Below are 18,459 nucleotides of genomic sequence, written 5' to 3' on the forward strand. Positions count from 1 at the left end.
CCAAGTCCGTGAATGCCACATTGAGAGACCTAGTGTCCCTCGATGTGGCATTCACGGACTTCAAGTTTTACGGGCGCGAGGTGAGGTCCTGGACCGTCGCCGCCGGCAGGCGGGTGCAGCCGACCGCGCCCGGGTTGAGCAGCAGGTCCGTGCCCGGGCGGTCCGCCAGCAGCGCCGCCAGCTCCGCCGCGTCCACCGCCCGCCAGCCCGCCGTCCGGACCCGGTGGCGGTGGGCGGGCGCCGTCGCGACCAGCAGGCACGGGACGCCGTCGGGCGACGGTGCCGTCAAGGGTGCGCCCGACGCGTCCAGCGCCACCGCCGTCTTGACCTGGCGGAACACCGACGCCACCTGGGCGAACTCCGCGTCACCCACGGCCAGCAGCCGCAGGACCGCGTCCAGCGGGTCCGCCGGGCTGTCCGGGCCCGACGGCACGTACTCCGGGTTCGGCTCGAAGTCGCCGATCGAGCCGTCCGCCGCGGCCGGCCAGCCGCCGACCACGTGGGTCCGGTCGGGCGCCGACGGCACCGGGGGCCACGCCGGATCGACCAGCAGCACCCACTTCTCAGCCGTCATCACGCACCCCTCCCACCGCGGCCGTCAACCGGGCCGATCGTTCCGACGCCGCCTTCTCCTGTTCCTGATAGCGTCGCACGCCCTCCGCGATCCGCCACCGGTAGAGCCACGCGAGGTTCGTGACCCGGAACCGCCGCATCAACCACAACGCGCGCCGCGTGGGCTCGGGGTCGTCCACCGCGCCACGCACCGCTTCGCGCATGACCCCGATCGGCAGATCACCCTCGGCCTGCTCCCGGATCACCGCCGCGACCGCGCCGGCCCGCGTCTCGACGTCCGGCGACGCCAGGACGGCGTCCATCGCGACGGTCACCAGTCCCGGCCGCAACGCTCCGTGCCGGGCCAGGGCGTCGATGGCGTCCGCGGCGGCGCCGACGTCCAGGCCGCCGGCCACCCGGGCCGCGATCTCCAGGACGTCGTCCCGGCCGACGACGGTGTCGGTGACGCCGTGCAGCTGCAGCAACGCGAACTCCTCGGCCAGCCCGACCGTGGCCGCGGCGTCGGCCGGACTCAAGGCGCCATCGACTACAAACGGCGCCGCACCCGGCGGAGTCAACGCGATCAGTTCACTTTGGACATCAGCCATCAGCGCGTCCGGAACAACGGGCGCGGGCAGGCCGTCGCCGAGATGCTCCACAATAGACTCGGCGAGCGTACGAGGCGTTTCCACAGCAGAGGTGCTCGGAGCCAAAGGCCGATACACCAAGCCGTCCCGCCACTCGCCCCTGCCCACGCTCGGGAAGAAGTCCCGAATGGACGGTCCGACTGGCCGCCACTTCTCGGACACCGTATCGAACCGCCGGTCGACGACGTGCGTGACACCGTCGAAATCCGGTGACGTCGCGACCTGAGTCAGCACCGACGTCCACAGTAGACCGGGATTCTCGTGCGACTCCACGACGTCCGCGACACTGTCCAAACGCAACACCGGCAGCCCCGACCGGAGCTGCCCGACGATCTCCCCGACCGCCGGGTCGATCCGCAGCCGCGTCGAGGCGAAGGAAATCTCGACGTGCCCGCCCTCGCCGCCACGGATCTTCACTGGCACGCGCGCCAGGACGTCGTGCGCGAGGGCCTCGCCGAGGTGCCCGGCCAAGGCCTTCGCGACTGAACCGGCACCGGTGCCGGTGACGCTGATGGCGGGCAACGGACCGTCGCCGGTGTCGGCCACGAGCACCGCCCGCGCGAGTTCACGCGCCCCCGCGGCCAGGCCGGTGTCCCGGTGCCCGAGATGCCGGTCGACGACCGCGCGGACGACGTCGGGCTGTTCGTGTTGCGCCAGCACCGGCGCGGGGTCGCGCAGCGCGAGGGTCGTCGCGACGGCTTCCCGCACCACCTCGAGAGTCCGGGCGCGATCGGCCAGCGACACCAGTCCTGAGGCAGGCTCCGGGCGCGCGTACTGCCAGTCCTTGCCCAGCGCCTCGGCCAGCTCTTCGACGACCGCCGCGGTGTCGACGGGCTTCCCGAACGTCGTCCAGTGCCCGCCGCGGACGACGGCCGTGAACGCGTCGTCGGTGGCGCCGAACAGCGGCGCCGACGGCTCGTCGTCACCACGGCGGTTGGCGAGCACCGAGTCCGTGGCCGCGTGCACCGGCAGGCCGGAAGCCGCGTGGAAGTCGAAAGCGACCCCACCCGGCCCGGGACGACGTCCGGCCGCGCACGGGAAGAGCGTCACCGATTCCGGTCGCGCGGAACCAAAGGAAGACGTCACCAGCCGAGCGAGAGTGGCGCCATCGACGAACACCGCGCGACGCTCGCCGTCGACCCGGGCGAAGACCTTGGCGCAGGTCTCCTCACCGTGCCCGGTGACGAGGAACGTTTTCCCCCGCGCCAGTTCGTCGGCCCACGGCGCGCGGACCAGCACGCCGCCCTCGCCTGGCCCGCGACCGCGCAACGACGGCTGCGCGCCCGACGCGAACTCGCGCATCTCGTCCGGCGCGGCTTCGACGATGAGGTTCTCGCCGGTGGTCTGCGACAGCCAGGCCTGCACCTTCGCCGCCTCGTCCGGCTCGAGGAAACTGACGCCGCGAACCTCGCCGGACGCGTCCAGCAGCGGCGTCGCGGCGGGCGCGTCGAACTCGACGGTGGTCCCCGGCTGATCGGCCAGTTCTCCCCTGAACCGCTCACCGAAGGTCGCGAAGTGCCCGCCGTCGGTCACAGTCGTGAAGCCGTGCGTGGCGCCGGTCGCCTGGCCCAGGGTCGCCGACGGGCGGCCGAACAGCGCCGGCTCGGTCGGCGCGTGCACCTGCAGCGGGCCGCCCAGCTCGGACAGCGCCCGCTGGAAGTCGTGGGCGACACCGCCCGGGCCGTCGAGCTTGCCGGTGGCGCACGCGATGAGCGTGATCGACGGCCGCGCGGACCCGGCCGCCTGCGCGAACGGTTTCGACGCGGCGAGGATCTTCGCGAACGACGCGCCGTCGACGCGCACGGTCCGCCCGCTCAGCAGCGTGAGCTTCACCGACTGCGGCCGGCCGTGCGCCATGACGAACAGCGTGCTCGAATCCCACGGCGCGGGGCTCTGCGACGCCCACTCGCCGAACGCGCGTCCGTCGAGGTCCGGCTTCGCGCCGTTCTCCCGGGCGTCACGCAGCAGCGGCGCGGTCCGCTCCGGCGTCGCGCCTTCGGGCAGGGAACCGACAGTGTCGGAGTGGTCGTCCGCCCAGTCGCGTTCGATGTCCGCGGTGTGCTCGGCGGCGGGCAGGAACGACACCGCGACGACCCGGCCGGACCGGTCGGTGACCGGACGCGCCTCGATCTGGGAGACGTCGAAGTCGTACGGCAGGCCGGTCCCGGTGTCGACGCCGGTCACGGTGTCCTGCGCCAGCACAGCGTCCACAGTAGACGGATCGAACGCGTCGACCTGCCGGTCCAGCTCCCGCTTGGCGTCCCACCACGCCTGCCGGGCCTCATCGGCCCGACGCCGGGCCTCGACGACGTCGTCGAGCGCGGCGTCCCGGCGGGAGATCTGGTCGGCGCGGTCGTTGCGGTGGTCGTCGAGCACGGCGGCGAGCCGTTCGGCCCGATCCTGCGCCGCACCGCGAGCCCGGGTCAGCTCCGGCTGCGCGGCCCGGATCGCCGCCGCGTCCTCCAAGGCCTTCCCGCGCGTGGCGAGGAGAGCGCGCTGCTCGTCGGAGCCGGGTTCGGCGGCCCCGGCCAGGGTGAGCGCCTGGTCGGCGACGTCGTTCAGCCGCGAGATCTCCGCGTTGCCCGCGCGCAGCCGCGCCCCGGCGTCACGCGCGTCGGTCTCCGCCGCGGCCAGCGCGTCACGCAGGGCCTGGACGGCGTCGGTCGAGGTGTCGACGCCGAGCGCCGGGCCGTCTTCGGCCAATCGACGCGCGCCTTCGCGCTGATCGAGCCACCGGTCGTCGGCACCGCGTTGCGCCTGGTCGACGGCCTCTTCGGCGGTGCGCCACGCCTCGGCGGCGTCCTTCACCGCGTCCTGGGCCCGGCTCAGCGTGTCCGGCAGCTTCGCCTGCAGGAACGCCTCGACGTCGGCGTCGGTCATCCGGACCAGGGCCGACGACGGCACCTTCACCTCGACCGCCGCGGTCCGGCCGCCACCGAGGTCGGCGACCACGCGGTACTCGACGTCGAAGCCGACCAGCCCGGTGCGGCCCTTCGGCTTGCCGGTCACCGACCGGTCGCCGGCGGACGTCGACGACGTCGGGTCGGTGCTCGCGTCGGGCGAGCGGGTGTCGAGGCCGCCCCACGAGTGCGCGTTCTGCCCGGGGTCGGTGACCCCGCCACCGCCGAGGTTGTGCTGCTGCTCGGAACTCGACGAGGCCTTGGCCTCGCCGGTGAAGGTCGCCGTCTCGGTCGCCGAGTGCTCCAGTTTCACGCTGTCGCTCAGCCCGGCGAGCTTCGGGTTGACGACCCGCGCGTAGACCTTGACCGTGCCGTGGCCGTTGCGCAGCACGGCGGCTTCGTGCAGCTCAGGGACGTCCAGGGGGCCCTTGACCAGGTCGGGCAGGTTCGCCTGGAGCATCTCGTTGGTGACGGCGGGCGCGAGGGTGGTGTTGCCGATCAGGCCGTCGCGGGCGCCGGCGGTCCGCAGGGCCTGCCGGGCGGCCGCGCGCACCTCGGCGGCCCCGCGCAGGCCTTCGGTCGTCGCCGACGCCGGCAGCGCGCCGTGCCCGCCGTCCTGCCAGGTCCTCAGGTCGGCGTCGGTGAAGGCCTTGACGTTCGTCGCCGCCGCGTTGTGGTCCTTCGGCGCGGCCCCGGTGGTGATCTTCTGGTCGTCGGCTGCCGCCCGGACGACGAGGTCGGCGTCGTGCGAGGTGACCGGGAAGGTCTTGTCGCCGCGCGTGACGGCCAGGTCGAACGTCACCTTCGCGCGGTACCGCACCGCGGGCCCGCTCGAGGACGCCGTCTTCGACGTCGTCTTGGTATCGGTGGCGGTCGTCTGGTCGGTCCTGGTGCGGGTCCCGGACACTCCCTTGTAGACACCGTCGTAACCGCTGACCTTCGCGTGGCTGTCGGTGAAGAGGCCGCGTCCGGCGCCGCGGAACTGGCCGCCGTAGGACGAGCCGCGGCCCGCGTTCTCCTTGGCCGTCGCGGTCGCGCTGACGGCGTGGTCGATCTCGCTGCCGTCGTGCGCGACGTCCAGGAACCCGGTCTCGGTGACGCGCGCCTTGAGCAGCACCTGGTAGGTGTCGGTGGTGACGACGCCCGGGTCGTGCAGGACGAGCGGCACGCCGCCGTCGAGCGCACCGTCCACAAGAGACGTCACGCTCTCCGGTGACGCCGCGTCCAGCATCCGCTGCAGGTTGTTCATCGAGTCGTCCAAAACGGACTTCGGCAGCAGCCGGTCACCGGTCTTGCCGAGGGTCGCGCGCGCGTCGCGGATGAGTCCGCTGAGGTCCGGCGCGTCCTCGACGACGGCCGCGCCCAGCGCACTCGACGTGCCGCCGACCAGGGCGGGCGCGGTGAGCGTGCCGGGCGCCGGGGTGCGCGGCTCGACCGACGGGAGCAGACCCTGCTCGCGGGCCTGGTCCTCGGTCATCCGGACGAACACCGCGCCCGGCAGCTTGACGTCGGCCCCGGCCCGTGACTTGCCGCCGTTGACCACGCTCTCCTGGCGCGTCTCGGCGACGAGCCGCACGTCGGCGTCGTACTGCACCAGCACCGTCCGGCTGTCGGACGGCGCGCGACGGACGTGGTCGACGCTCGCGCTCAGCTCGGCCGACGTGCCCTTCGTGCGGCTCCACGGGCTCCACTTGGCCGAGGTGTACAGCTGACCCTGGCCGTGCGGGTCGCTGCCGTCGGCCCGGATGGTCATGCCGAACTGGGCGTTCGCCTCGACGGCCTGCTTGCGGGACTTCTCGTACCCCGCCTTGGTGCCGCCGGCGAACGTCGTGTCGCTGCCGCCCGCTTCGGAGGTCATGACGAGCTTCGGGTTGCTCAGCTCGACGTTCATCCCGAGCCCGCCGACGCGGTCGGCGACGCGGCGTTCGTAGCGGAACCCGCCCGAGCGCGCGCCTTGGCGCAGGAAGCGGGGGAGGCCGGAGCGGAACGTCTGCGGCGAGAACATCCGGTCGATCCGCTTGCGGGCTTCGCCGCCGGGCAGGCCGAGGACGCCGTCGCCGCCCGCGGCCCGGCCGAGCTGACGGACAGCTTCGTCCCGCAGGGCTTCGGTGTTCGCGACGGCCTCGACGTGCAGGAACTTCGGCGCGGGCGGCCGGTCGGCTCCGAGCAGCGGGTCGAGCTTCGGAGCGGTCTCCAGGTCGACGGCCGTGGGTTTGCCGGGCGCGAACCGCGTCGGGTCGGTCTTCGGCGCCGAGCCGTCGCTGACCCAGAGGTCGACCTGGCCGGCGATCTTAGGCAGGCCGTCGCCGGTCTTGGCCACTGTGGACACTCGCGGCGTCTGGCGGAACGGCGATCCGGGCGTCAGCTTCTTCACCCACGGGCGGTGGCGGGTGTGGCTGGTGATCTCGACCTCGAACTCGACGTCGTGCTCGAAGACCTGCGCGTCCGGGCTGCCGCCGACACCGGTGGTCGTCGTGGTGGTGGGGCCGCCGGAGTTCTTCCAGGTCGTGGTGTCGGAGTACTGCACCGGCGTGACGGTCGGGCTGATGCCGAGCGACGTCAGCGGCGTCGTCTTCGGGATCATCATCCGGCCTTCGAGCCCGACGCTCCAGCCCTTCTCGGTCGTCGTGCTGCTGCTTAGGGTGGTTGACGTCGCGGTGCTGCCCTTGACCGACCGGCCGGTGGCCTGACCGAGGTGCCGGCCCGGCGACAGCTTCGCCTTGACCGTGACGCTCAGGTACTCGTCGGTGAACAGGCCGCGCCGCTTGAGCTGCGTCGACACGCCCGGCCCGAGCAGATCGTCCATTTTGGACCGCAGCGCGGCCGGCGAGAAGTTCGCGGTGATCTTGCGGAGGTTGCCCAGCCGTTCGGCGGTGTCGGCGCCGGAGCCCTTCGAGACGTCGCGCTGGAGCTTGTCGAAGCGCGGCAGGAACTTCGCGAAGCCCGGGCGTTCGCGCAGGGTGTTCTCGATCTGGGCCTGGACCTTCGTCGCCGGGGTGAAGGTGCCCGCGCGGACGTGCCCGGCCGCCGCGGCCGCGGCGAGGTACGGCGGCTCGAACCGCTTCTCCCCCGGCGTGACCTTGTCGCGCGTGCCGTCCGGCACCGGAAGGCCTTGCGCCTTCGCCTCCGGCAGTCCCATTCGGACATACGCGGTGGCCGGCACGGTGACGGTCTCGCCGCTCGACGTCGTCACCGCGAGGTCCACGGTCACCTTGTACAGCCCGATGTCGCCCTTGGCGTTCAGGTTGGTCTTGGTGGTGACGCTCGTGCCGCTCTGCGACGTCTGCGTGACCTTGGCCGACGCGCTCGCGCTGACGCCGGCGACCCCGCCGACGGCGCCGGGGATGTAGGCGCCGCCGCCGAAGATCCCGTTGACGTCACCGCCGGACCTGGACGCCGCCGACGTGCTGCCACCCGCGACGGAGGAGTCCGTGAGCTTCACCTCGGAGTCGCCGGGCACGGTGCCGAGCAGCTCGACGCCGGTCGGCTTCGCCCGCAGCTCGATCGCCTCGCGGTAGCTGCCGTGCGGGCTGGCCAGGTCGTTCGACACCACGGGCGAGCCGGACAGCGCGGTGCCGAGCACCTGCCGCAGGCCGCCACCGCTGACGAACTCGCGCAGCGCCGTGCGGCCCGGCGCGCCGAACTTGGTCACCGACGGGTGCAGCTTGCCGCTGACCTGGTCGAAGAACGCCTGCTCGTCGAGGAGCACGGCTTCCGGCGCGAGGAACTCGACGCGCTCGGCCCAGTCGTCGCGCGGGGTGGTGTCCTGGTGGTCGTGGGTCTCCAGGCCGGCGAGGTCGGTGGGCACCAGGAGCCGGACGCTGCCGTCCACTTCGGACCCGGTCTGCCCGCCGGTCTGGGTGGTGACGGTGATCCGGTACTTCACCGGGACGTCGGCGTTCCGCAGGTCACCGGCCGAGCGGATGACCCGCTGCTCGGTGCCGGTGCTGGTCGAGGTGTGCTCGACGGCGGGCGACGCGAGCTGCGCCGAGGCGCCGACCGAGGCGTACGGCCCGGCCGGGAACAGCCAGAACACCGACGTGCCGACGCTGCCCGTCGTCGTGTCGGCGTTCGGGTCGCCGTGCGTGGTCTCGTGCTTGTTGGTGACGTCGCCGGCCGCGGGCGTCGCGTCGGTGATCCGGTCCGCGGCAACCGAGGCCAGGTCCGGCTCGGCCTGGACGCGGACCTCGAACCACTTCTCCCCCACTCGCACCATCGATGCCTTGCCCGCGCCGAGGAACGACTCGAAGCCGCCGCCCTTGAGCGAGCCGGTGATGGCGTCGACGCCCTCGGGCCGGCCGCCGGCCAGCGGGCTCAGCAGCTGCGCGATCCGCGTGCCGACCTCGTCGGCGCCCCGGACGTCGACCGGGGCGAGGGCTCCGAGCGCGCGGCCGTCGCGGGCGTACTCGGGCAGCCGGGCCCGGAGCGGCCGGGTGTCGGGTGCGTCGTCGACCAGGACGTCGTCGCGGTGCGCCGGGTCCCAGCCGGCGATGAGCCGGTCGAAGAACCCGGCCCGCTGCGGCGCGTGCTGCCGCAGGTGATCCGGGTCCATGAAGTAGTACTTGGCCGTCTCGGCCATGTCCTCGTGGACGTTGGTCGCGCCGTACTTGCTGATCGGGCGTTCGCCGGCGAACGCCGGGTAGCCGTCGGCGTCCCAGTGTCCGGTGTGGACGTTGAACTCGGCCTGGCTTCCCTTGACTTCCTTGAAGATCCGCTCGGCGGCCTTGCCGGACAGCTCGTTCTCGAGCCGGGTGAAGACGTCCGGGTGGGCTTGGGCCAGCCGGGTCACGAACTCCGAGCGGCGCGGCGAGCGCGTCGCGAAGCCGTCCGGGTCCAGCAGGTGGGACTTGAGAGCGGCCTTGAAGTCGGCGACATCGTCACGGATCTTCGGGTCGGCCGGCGGTTCGCCGCCGGGCTCGCGGTGCGGCGAGCCGTCGGCGTTCCAGCTGCCGACGTGCTTGCCGTAGTCGTCGAGGGCGTAGGAGAGCAGGCCGTGGGCGAGTTCGTGGGTGACCGTGCCCTCGATGCCGCGGTGGCCGCCGCCGAATTCCCTGTTGATCACGCCCATCGCGTAGAGGTTCACGGTCCCGTGCGAGGCGAGGTACTCCGCGCGGGCCGTCGGCGCGATCTGGCCGCGTTCGACGCCGAACGACACGGCCGCGAAGTGCCGGACCTCCTGCTCGGCGTGCGCGCGGCTCGAGTTCGCCCGGCGCTCGCCGAGGATCGGGGCGTAGTGCTTCAGGGCGTCGTCGATCGCGCGGGTTTCGTTCTCGCTGAAATCGCGCGGCTTGACGCGGGCGAGCACGGCGGGCTTGGCCTGCGGGTTCGTCTCGTGGACGGCGCGGACGCCGTGGGCCGAGTCGCGGTCGGTGCCGTCGGGGCCGGGATCGGCGTCCCCGACCAGCACGGTGCCGTCGTGCACCGCGTCGTCGAACAGCTTCGCCAGCTCCTGGTACTTCTGCTCGTACGGCGTCTTCCCGCCGTCGCGGGGGTCGTTCGAGTAGGCGAACCGGTGCTCGCCGAGGACCCGGACGTGATCGCCGCCCTCGACGGCCAGGCCGGTCAGCTTGTCGTAGCCGTCCTGGACCTCGCCGGTGGTGTCGTTGACGAATTTCGCCTGCGGGCTGTAGGAGGAGAAGTCCGCCTGGTAGTACTGGTGGAACTCACGGAACAGGTCGCGCACGTCGGACGCGTTCGGCGTGCGGCCGTCCGGCGTCTTCGCCTTGTGGGCGAGCGCCTTGACGAACGTGTGAACGTCCTTTGCGGACACACCCAGGTCGCGGAAGTAGAAGCCGAACGGGTCGGAGTCGACGAACGCCCGCGCGATCTCGAAGTCGCGCTTGGACGCCCAGAGCCCTTCGTGGCGGTTCATGTGCTGGACCGCACCGCGGTGCTCCGGCTCGCGGTCGTGGCTGACCTGGGCGTCGCCGTACTGGTTCTTGGAGTTCACCTTGTCCGCGTCGTGGAACAGGATCGCCTTCGCGATCGCGTCCCGCGACACGAACCGGCCGGCGTCCGGCTGGCCCTGGGTCAGGGTGAGGTACTGGTTGAGCACCATCTGCGCGTGCTCGCCGAAGGTGTTCGGCTTCGTCTGCCCCGGCGCGCGGTCCGGGCGGCCGTCGGCCTGCGGCTTGACGGTCTCGGCGAACTTGCGCGCCAAGGTGCCATCAGAGTCCACATCGGACACCAGTTGATCAACGATCTTCTTGGCGGACTCCGGTTTCGGGTCCGCCAGCGCGTCCTCGATCGTCGAGGCCAGGTTGTGACCCGCGGTTTGGTGCCGGGCGAACACGGCCGGGTCGTTCTTCTGGGTGTAGCCGCGGGTGTGCTCGGCCTGCCAGCGGCCGAACTCGTTCGCGAACGGCGTGCCCGCGATCCCGTCGTCGGTCAGGTCGGTCTCGTGGGTGTCGAAGTCGGCCTTGATCCGGCGTTCGTCGGTGGCGATGGCCGAGCCGATCTCCGCCTGCGTCGCGAAGTCGGGCAGCCGGTCCATGAAGGCGTCGGCATCTTCGTGGGTGACGGGGTCGAACCGGGCGTTGTGCAGCAGGTCCGGGTTGCGGACCTCCGGGCCGACGGCGTTCGCGAGGTTCTTCCGGAAGCCGGGGTCGGCGAGCTTGCCCGCGTTCTTGCGGCCGAGTTCTTTGGCGAGCGCGTCGGCGACGTCGTTCTGCTTGGCCTGGAAGTGGGCGCGCAGGGCGTCGGCGTCGAGGCCGGCCAGCGACGTCTTCGTGACCGGGTGCATCGCCTTCGGGACGACCTGGGCCTTGAGCTGCGCGGCGAAGACGTCCGGCGCGATGGTGACGCCCGGCTTGGCGAGCAGCTTCTTGAGGCCGGCGTTCTTGCCGAGGTCGTCGGCGATCCCCTTGGTGAACGCCTCGGCGCGCGGACCGCTGAGGTAGCCGCGTTTGCCCTGCTTGAGGCCGTCGAGCTGGGTGCCCCGGGCGCCCTTGAGCTCGTCGAAGTGCTCGCGGACGGTCTGGTGGACGATCTTCGCGACGTCCGGTCCGAACGTCCCGGTGTCGCCGAGTTCGTTGGTCAGCCGGTCGGTGACGGCCTTGGTGACGACGTCCGCGGCCTTCGCCGCCACCTGCGGGTCGGTAGTCATCGCGGCGCGGATGTTGTCGAGGGTGTCGCGCCGCGCGTCGCCCATGGCCTCGGCCAGGACCTGGTTCGGCAGCTTCAGGCTGTCCTTGACCTCGCCGAGAACGGCGTCCTTCAGCTCCTTGGAACCCACCGGGACGCCATCGGGAGCGTGCTGCCGGACAGCCGTGTCGATAGCGGCGCCGATCCCGTCGGAGAGCTGTCCGACGATGGCGCGCCCGGGACCGTGGGTGTTGAGGAAGACGTTCATCTCCTCGGTGCGGCGCGCCTTGCTGTCCGGGCTCGCGTGCCCGGTGACGTCCGGAATGCTGTCGCCGGCCGGGCTGAAGAACAGGTCGGGCGAGTTCTTCCAGGTGTGGTAATGGTTTCCGAGCGTCCGGGCGAGGCCGCGCAGCGCGGCGGGGTCGTTGCGGAAGTACTTGCGGCCGTCCGGCGTCCAGCTGAACCACGGGTCGTTCTCGCGCCCGAGGGCGGCGGAGTCGAAGTCCGGGCTGATGCCGAGCCGGTGGTAGAGGTCGGCGAGATCCTCTTGCCGGCCCGCGACGTCGGGCATCTGCCGGTCGTGCCCACCCGGGGTGTATGTGACGAGCGACCCCTTGAGCGCCTGCTGCTGGAGCGCGTCGAAGTCTTTGCCACGCAAGCCGAACTGGTTGGTGTCGCCGTTCTGGTCGACGTTCATCGACAGACTGTTGCCCTGGGACTGCGCCTCGACGGTGGCCTGCTCGCTGACCTTCGTGAACGTGTCGAGCGGCACGAGGAACGACCGCAGGACGGGCTGCATCCCGGGTTTGCGGTTGACGTCGTGCTCGTACTTCGCCGTCCACTGCAGAGCCCGCAGAGGCCGGCCGCCGCCGACCCAGAAGATCTTCGAGCCCTCTTTACCGTCACCACTGAACGGATGGACGTGGCCGTCGGCGTCCTGATGAACGTCCTTGAACTCCGAGCCCCGCGCGGCCGGCGTCAGGATCGCGGTGTAGAGACGGACGTGGTGCTGCCCCTTGACCGTCTCGATCTCGAACTCGCCCCGGTGCACGACCTTGCGGCCTTCTTCTGTGCGCAGCACGGTCGAGCCGGGATAACTCACATGTGGACGTCCGATGTGGACGTTCTCCTTGGTACCGAGATAAGTCGGCTTCCCGTCCACAGTGGTCTGGATGATGTGGACCGGACGGCCGATCTCCGGGCCGTGACTGGTCCAGTTTCCCTGGCTATCAAGCACATGAACCTGAACATCGGCGGCCTTAGCGAGCTCGTCGAGGTTCGTTTCATTCTTGTTGGCATCGAGAGCGGCAGTGATCCGGGCGTGCTCGTTGGGCGCATTGTCGGACAGACTGGCGGCGACGGCCTCACGGAAGTTGTCGTGCGACGTGTCCCCGCCGACGAACACGGGATCCATGCCGTGCACGCCGAGAACGGTGTGCTGCGGCGGCGGCAGAACGCGCCGATCGAGCACCTGCCCGGAATGCGGGTCGTCAACGGTCACCGTGTTGACGGTGATGGGCGCCTTGGCCGGACTGTGGTGATTCGACGGCGGTTTCGTGTGCCCTGACGGTGGTTCGGAACGCGGAGCGGACGTGACGCCAGGGTCGCCGAGATGATGGTCGCGGATCGGCGCGGTGTCCGAGATCTCCTGGATCTTGGCGAGGTTGTGGTCGGTGAGCGTCGAGTCGGTCCAGGCGTCCGGCCCCATCACGCCGGGCTGGTCGTCGCGGCGGAACAGCAGCCGGTCGTCGTGGTAACCCTCGCCGAGGCCGAGGTAGTGCATGACCTCGTGGGTGAGCCCGGTCTTGGCGTCGTGGACGTCCCAGTGCGTCTGATCGGTCGGCCGGGCTCCATCCACTGTGGAGTCGTGAACGTCGACGGGCACGCCGCGGCTGCGGTCGCTCTGCCAGTCGCCGTCGACCGGCCCTAATGGAGTCCGGACGTCAACGGTGACGTGCAGCTGGTCACCACCGGGAAGTTGATTTCCCTGATTGACGGTGGCGTCGAGGTGCTTTTGGAGGTCCTTCGCTAGCTGAGCGCGGGCTTCGGACGTCACCGAGCCGGAGTTCGAGGTCAGGTCGAGCGGGACGGTGAAGTCCCGGACCCAGCCACCGTCCTCGGTCTCGTAGCGGCGGACGTCGTAGCGGATCTGGGTGACGGCGCCGTCGAGTTCGCCGTCCTTGAGGCCGTCGCCTTCGAACTGCTGCGAGATGGACTTGGCAGGATCAAACCGCTCGGAGACCAGCCGCGCAGGCGGAGCGACATCCCGACGGCGGGTGTCGGTTGTCTTCGTGGCCTCCGATGTGGACTGTCCGGAGTGGACCTTGGGCGGTGCCTGGGACGGGCTCTGGTGGCCGGTCGCAGGCGTCTTGACGGCATTCTCGGCCCCCGGATCGCTGTTCGCACTGGTGACCGCGGACTGCACGCCATCCTTGGCGGCCGCGCCCCCTTCGGACGTGACCAGGCGGGGCACAGAATCAGTCTCGATCGGCGAGGGCGGCACAACCGGGCGGGGCTCCGCCGTGCCGGCACCGCTCGTGCTCGCCCCGGTCGCCGCCCCGGGACCTACATCACTCGGCCCAGTCCCGGTCACCGACCGGAGACCACCGTTGGTAGGCCCAGTCTCAAGACCGGCCTTGGCCGCCCCAACCCCAAGGGCCGACTGCGGACCGCCCTTGGCCGTCCCGGTTACCGCCCCACCCGGCTCAGTCCCGACGACCGGCTCGGGAACAGGCTCGGCACTTCCCATCGCCGAGGCCGGGTCGACACTGCTCTTGGCCGATCCTGTCGCCGTGGGGCCGGCGTTCGCCGTTCCATTCCCGCTGGTCGGCCGGGCATCGCCCTTATCCGCCCCTGAGCCCGTGATCGACTCGGAGCCGAGCTTCGCCGTTCCAATCCCGGTGACCGGCCGGGCGTCACCCTCGACCGGTCCAGAACCCGTCGTCGACTCGGGCTTGATCGGCCCGGCGGCCACCGTCGGATGTGAATCGGCCTTCACCGGTCCAGGACCGGTTGACGGGTCGGGGCTGCCCTGGGCCGGCCTGGTTCCAGTAGTCGGCTCGGAACCAGTCTGGGCCGTCCCAGACCCGGGACCGACCTCGGCAGCTCCGACATCGGGGGTCGGGTGGGCGTTGGCCGCAGAAGCGCCGTCGGTCGCCGGTCCGGTGTTCAGCTGCTGAAGGCTTGGTGTGGGGCCCGGTGTCGGCGAGCCTGCCGCAGCCACCCCGCCTACGCTTCCCGCCACCGACGGCGGCGCGGGTGTGTAGGAATGAGTGTCCGGCGGGGTGAGTCCCGGCAGTCCACTTTCGGTGGGGTTCGAGCGCCCATTCGAAGGACCGGGTGCGGGATTGCTGCCCGCGGTGTTGTTCACCCCGGTTCCGGGCGAGCCGGCCCCCGGCGGGTTTGATGTTGTACTGGAAGCGTTGCTCCCCGGGCTGCCCGTGGCGGAGGAGTTCGTGCTGGTGCTCTCGGTACCGGGAGCACCAGCACTCGAGTTGCCGTTCGCGGACGAGTTGGTACCGGTGCCACTCGTACCCGGAGCACCGAAACGTGAATCATCGGTCGCGGACAGGTTCGTGCCGGTGCCACTCGTACCCAGTCCGGAACCGGGAGCACCGTAGCTCGAACTGCCCGTAGCCGGCGGGTTCGTACCTGCGCTGTTCGCACCCGGGCCGCTACCGGGAGCGGAGATACCCGAGTTGCCCGTGGCCGGCGAGTTCATACCTGCGCTATTCACACCCGGGCCGCTACCGGGAGCGGAGATACCCGAGTTGCCCGTGGCCGGCGAGTTCATACCTGCGCTGTTCGCACCCGGGCCGGAACCGGGAGCGGTGATACCCGAGTTGCCGCTGGTTGCCGGGGTCGTGGCACCGGATCCCGACGGGGTCGCTCCGGTACCGGCGGACGTGCCCGGCCCCGTGGCACCCGGGCCGGTGGCAGTCTGCGGTGCCGTGCTCGAAGTGCCGTTCTGGTCTTGCGAGCCACTGCCACCGGTGCTGCTCGGGGCTTCGACAGGCGTCACCGCGCTGGAGCCGTTGGGGCCTAGGCCGGACGGGTTGCCCGTGACCGAGTTCGCCGAACCGTTTGTGCTGGTGCCCGTGTTCTGGCCGGCACCGGTTGCTTGGCCCGTCGAGCTGGTGCCCGTCGCACCGGGACCTTGGCTCGCCGGACTGGTGCCCACGGAGCCGGTGCCCAGCCCCTGACTCCCGGCTGAACCGACGGCGGGACCTGGGGAAGGTGCGGTCGCACCCTGCTCGACCGCACCTTCCGTACCCGGGCCGGAACCACCCGGCGCCGACGGGACGCCTGTGCCGGAGCCCACCACTCCGGTCGAGCCCGGGCCGCCCGTCGAGGTGCCGGAACCGGACGAGCCCACACCCTCGGACGGCCCAGAACCGCTCGCCGCGACACCGGTACCCGTCGAGCCCGCTACGGTTCCCACACCCGAACCACTCGTGCCGACGCCGGAACCGGACCCGCCCGCACCCTGCCCCAACCCGGCCGAACCGGATGCACCTGGACCGGAGCCGATCCCACCCGAACCGGCCTGACCCGGGTTGGCGCCGGCCCCACTCGCGCCGGACTGACCAGAACCCGCGCCGGGCCCGCTCGAACCGGACTGACCGGGGGCAGCACCCGCCCCACCAGCACCGGGCTGATCAAAACCTGCGCCGCTCAGACCGGGCTGACCCCAACCCGCGCTAGTCGAACCTGGCTGACCCGAACCCGCCCCAGCCGTACCGAGCTGACCCGAACCCACGCCGGTCGAATCTGGCTGACCAGCCCGAGAGGCGATCCCACCCGTGCCGACACCGACACCTTCGATGCCCTGCGCGCCGTTCCCTGCGCCGGAGCCGTTGGAAGCCGACGGGCCCGGAGCGGAACCCGCCCCGTTCGACCCGGCCGAGCCGGCACCGGAGCCCGACCCGCCAGGAGCTGACGTGCCGGAACCGACAGTTGCACCGGCCCCGCTCGAACCAGCGCCTGTTCCGTCATGACCAGACGTACCGGGTCCGACACCTGCACCTGCGCCCGTCCCGGAATCGGACCCACTCGAACCGGCACCTGCTCCACTCGAACCAGGCTCGCCGGAGCCGGTATCGGCTCCAGGACCGGAGCCTGTCCCACTCGAAAGGGGCGCACCCGTACCGGCCGAACCAGTCCCCGCTCCGCCGGTACCAGGCGCGCCCATACCGGACCCGCCGGTTCCGGTACCCGTCCCTCCAGGAGCGGGGCCACCGGTACCAACCGCACCCGGGCCGTTCCCGGCCGAACCAGAGCCGCCCGTCCCGGAACCGGCCCCGCCCAGAGCCGGGCCGCCTGTCCCCGAACCCGCCCCGCCTGAACCCGGAACCCCCGTCTCGGAACCCGCCCCGCTCGAACCCGGACCACCCGTCCCGGAACCCGCTCCACCTGAAGACGGAACCCCCGTCCCGGAACCCGCCCCGCCGGAGCCAGGACCACCCGAACCCGGACCGCTGCTCCCCAAACCGGACCCACCGCCGGAACCCGAGCCCGGCGCGGGCGGTGCGTCGATCGGCCCGATGTTCCCCTTGTCGAACCCCACGTCCCCGACGTCCTTGGGCCCGGCCCCTTCGGCCCCCGGCCCGCCCCCGGTCAGTTTGTCGTGCAGCGACTCCCCCGCGTGGTGTGCCCCGTGCGTCGCCGCGCCGCTCAAGCCTCCGTTCAGCGCGCCCCAGCCCAAGCTGTCCAGGTCGCCGCCGAAGGCTGCCGCTCCCGTTAAACCGACCACCACCTCCGTCGCGGCCTCGTTTCCCGCCTCGCCCCAGACGTTCTTCGAGAACTTCGTGCCGAACTTGCCGTCGACCTTGCCGAGACCGTTGCCCGCCACGTGCGCGAACGCGCCGCCGACCGCGCCCAGGGCCGCCGACTGGCCGATCGACTTCCAGTCGAACCCGTGGCGGTTGCCCTGCGCGATCTGGATGAACTGCGCCAGCATGTCTTCCGCGACCTCTTCGGCCGCCTCCTGCGCCGCCTCGCGGGCGATGCGGGCCAGCAGGCTCGTCAGACGCCGGACGAGCGTGCGCTGCACCGTCACCACCGCGGTCCGGCCGGCCGCCATGATCTCCGGGACCAGCGGTGCCGTGAACGGGTTCGTCAACGCCCACAACACTTCCGCGGCCGTCACGGCGATCGAGATCAGCATGCCGTACTTGGCGTTCTCGACGTTCAACGCTTGCTCTCGCAGCGACGCCGCCTGCGCTCGCGCGCGCTGGACGTAGTCCGCGCCCAACGTGCTCAGGTTGCGCGAGAAGTCCGAGAAGTTCTGCTGGACGTCGCCACCGACGTTCGCCGTCACGTGCTGCGACAGCTGGTTGAAACCCTGGCCCGCCGCCGCGATGTCGCGCGCGACCTGGTCCCACTCCGCGGCCAGCTCGCGCAGCTTGTCCTCGTCGCCCTGCGGCCAGGCGTCACCCGCGATGATGTAGAAGATCCAGTTCAGGCTGGGATCCACCATCAGGCTCATCGCGAGTAACCTCCCCGGACTACGAAGAAGCCGGCGGCTTCGAGACGTCTTCCTGCAGCTGCAGGAAGTTCTTCTGCAGGTCGCGCGCCATGTCGAACGCGCCCTGGTCGGCTTCGCGGAACGAGCCGGCCATGTCGTGGATCGCGTCCGACGTGCCGTCGACGGCCTTCGCCCACAGCCGGACGCCGTCGCGGATCTCCGCCACCGCCTTCATGTGCGTCTGGGCGAAGGCGTTGCCGTTCTTGTCGTGACCCGCCGCCTCGGAGACGCGCCCGGAGCTGCCGAGCGCCTGGATGCGCTGCGTCAGCGCCTCCAGCTCGGTCGCCTTCTCGCGGTAGCCGTTGCGGCCCGTATCGAGGCCGTCGGCGTCCACGAAGAACTGATCAGTCATCCTCGGTCCCTCCTTCGAAACCCGGCACGCGAGCGGCGAACAACGCTTCGACGTCGACCTTCCCGGCCATCAGGTCCCGCGCGGAGAACCCCGGCGGCAGCATCGGCGCGAGCTGTTCGGCCGACGCGTCGATCGCCTGCTGCCGCGCCTGCGCGATCGTCCGGACGATCACCCCGGCCAGCTCGGCCGGCGCCATCCGCTTGTACGCGCTGGTCGGGAACGTCAGCTCGGTGACCTCGCCGGTGCGCCCGACGGTCGCGGTCACCTCGCGGCGCGCGGACGTCGCCGTGCCGGTGGCCTCGTCGATCCGCTCCTTCGTCGCGGTGAGGTTCTCGCGCTGCCGCTGGTACGCGCCGAGCGCGTCCTCCAGCATCTTCTCGTAGGGCGATGCCATGACTC

At 71.4% G+C, this 18,459-nt stretch carries 4 protein-coding genes and 1 pseudogene; all 5 read right to left on the bottom strand.

The genetic code is table 11. The features are described from left to right. Positions 1-67: 67 nt before the first annotated feature. A complete protein-coding gene (locus OHS58_RS18645) occupies positions 68-574 on the bottom strand; it encodes a type VII secretion system-associated protein (protein WP_328649202.1) in 507 nt (168 codons plus the stop codon). After that, entirely contained in the window at positions 564-13,655 is a 13,092-nt protein-coding gene (locus tag OHS58_RS18650) for a hypothetical protein (RefSeq protein WP_328649203.1), read from the bottom strand. The genes OHS58_RS18645 and OHS58_RS18650 overlap by 11 nt, the downstream gene beginning before the upstream one ends. 3,675 nt (positions 13,656-17,330) lie before the next feature. Further along, positions 17,331-17,669 (bottom strand): annotated as a pseudogene (locus OHS58_RS48790) (WXG100-like domain-containing protein); the annotation flags it as partial. Between the two features lie 19 nt (positions 17,670-17,688). After that, complete coding sequence (locus OHS58_RS18660; RefSeq protein WP_247050444.1) at positions 17,689-18,060, bottom strand: hypothetical protein; 372 nt, start codon at positions 18,058-18,060, stop codon at positions 17,689-17,691. After that, a complete protein-coding gene (locus OHS58_RS18665) occupies positions 18,053-18,454 on the bottom strand; it encodes a YbaB/EbfC family nucleoid-associated protein (protein WP_247050442.1) in 402 nt (133 codons plus the stop codon). The genes OHS58_RS18660 and OHS58_RS18665 overlap by 8 nt, the downstream gene beginning before the upstream one ends. Positions 18,455-18,459 lie beyond the last annotated feature (5 nt).

It is taken from the genome of Amycolatopsis sp. NBC_00348, from assembly GCF_036114655.1.
GTDB lineage: Bacteria > Actinomycetota > Actinomycetes > Mycobacteriales > Pseudonocardiaceae > Amycolatopsis.

Bases quoted from the DNA above. Each gene is read 5' to 3' on its own strand.
- OHS58_RS18645 (WP_328649202.1), bottom strand. From the start codon at position 574: ATGACGGCTGAGAAGTGGGTGCTGCTGGTCGATCCGGCGTGGCCCCCG.
- OHS58_RS18660 (WP_247050444.1), bottom strand. From the start codon at position 18,060: ATGACTGATCAGTTCTTCGTGGACGCCGACGGCCTCGATACGGGCCGC.
- OHS58_RS18665 (WP_247050442.1), bottom strand. From the start codon at position 18,454: ATGGCATCGCCCTACGAGAAGATGCTGGAGGACGCGCTCGGCGCGTAC.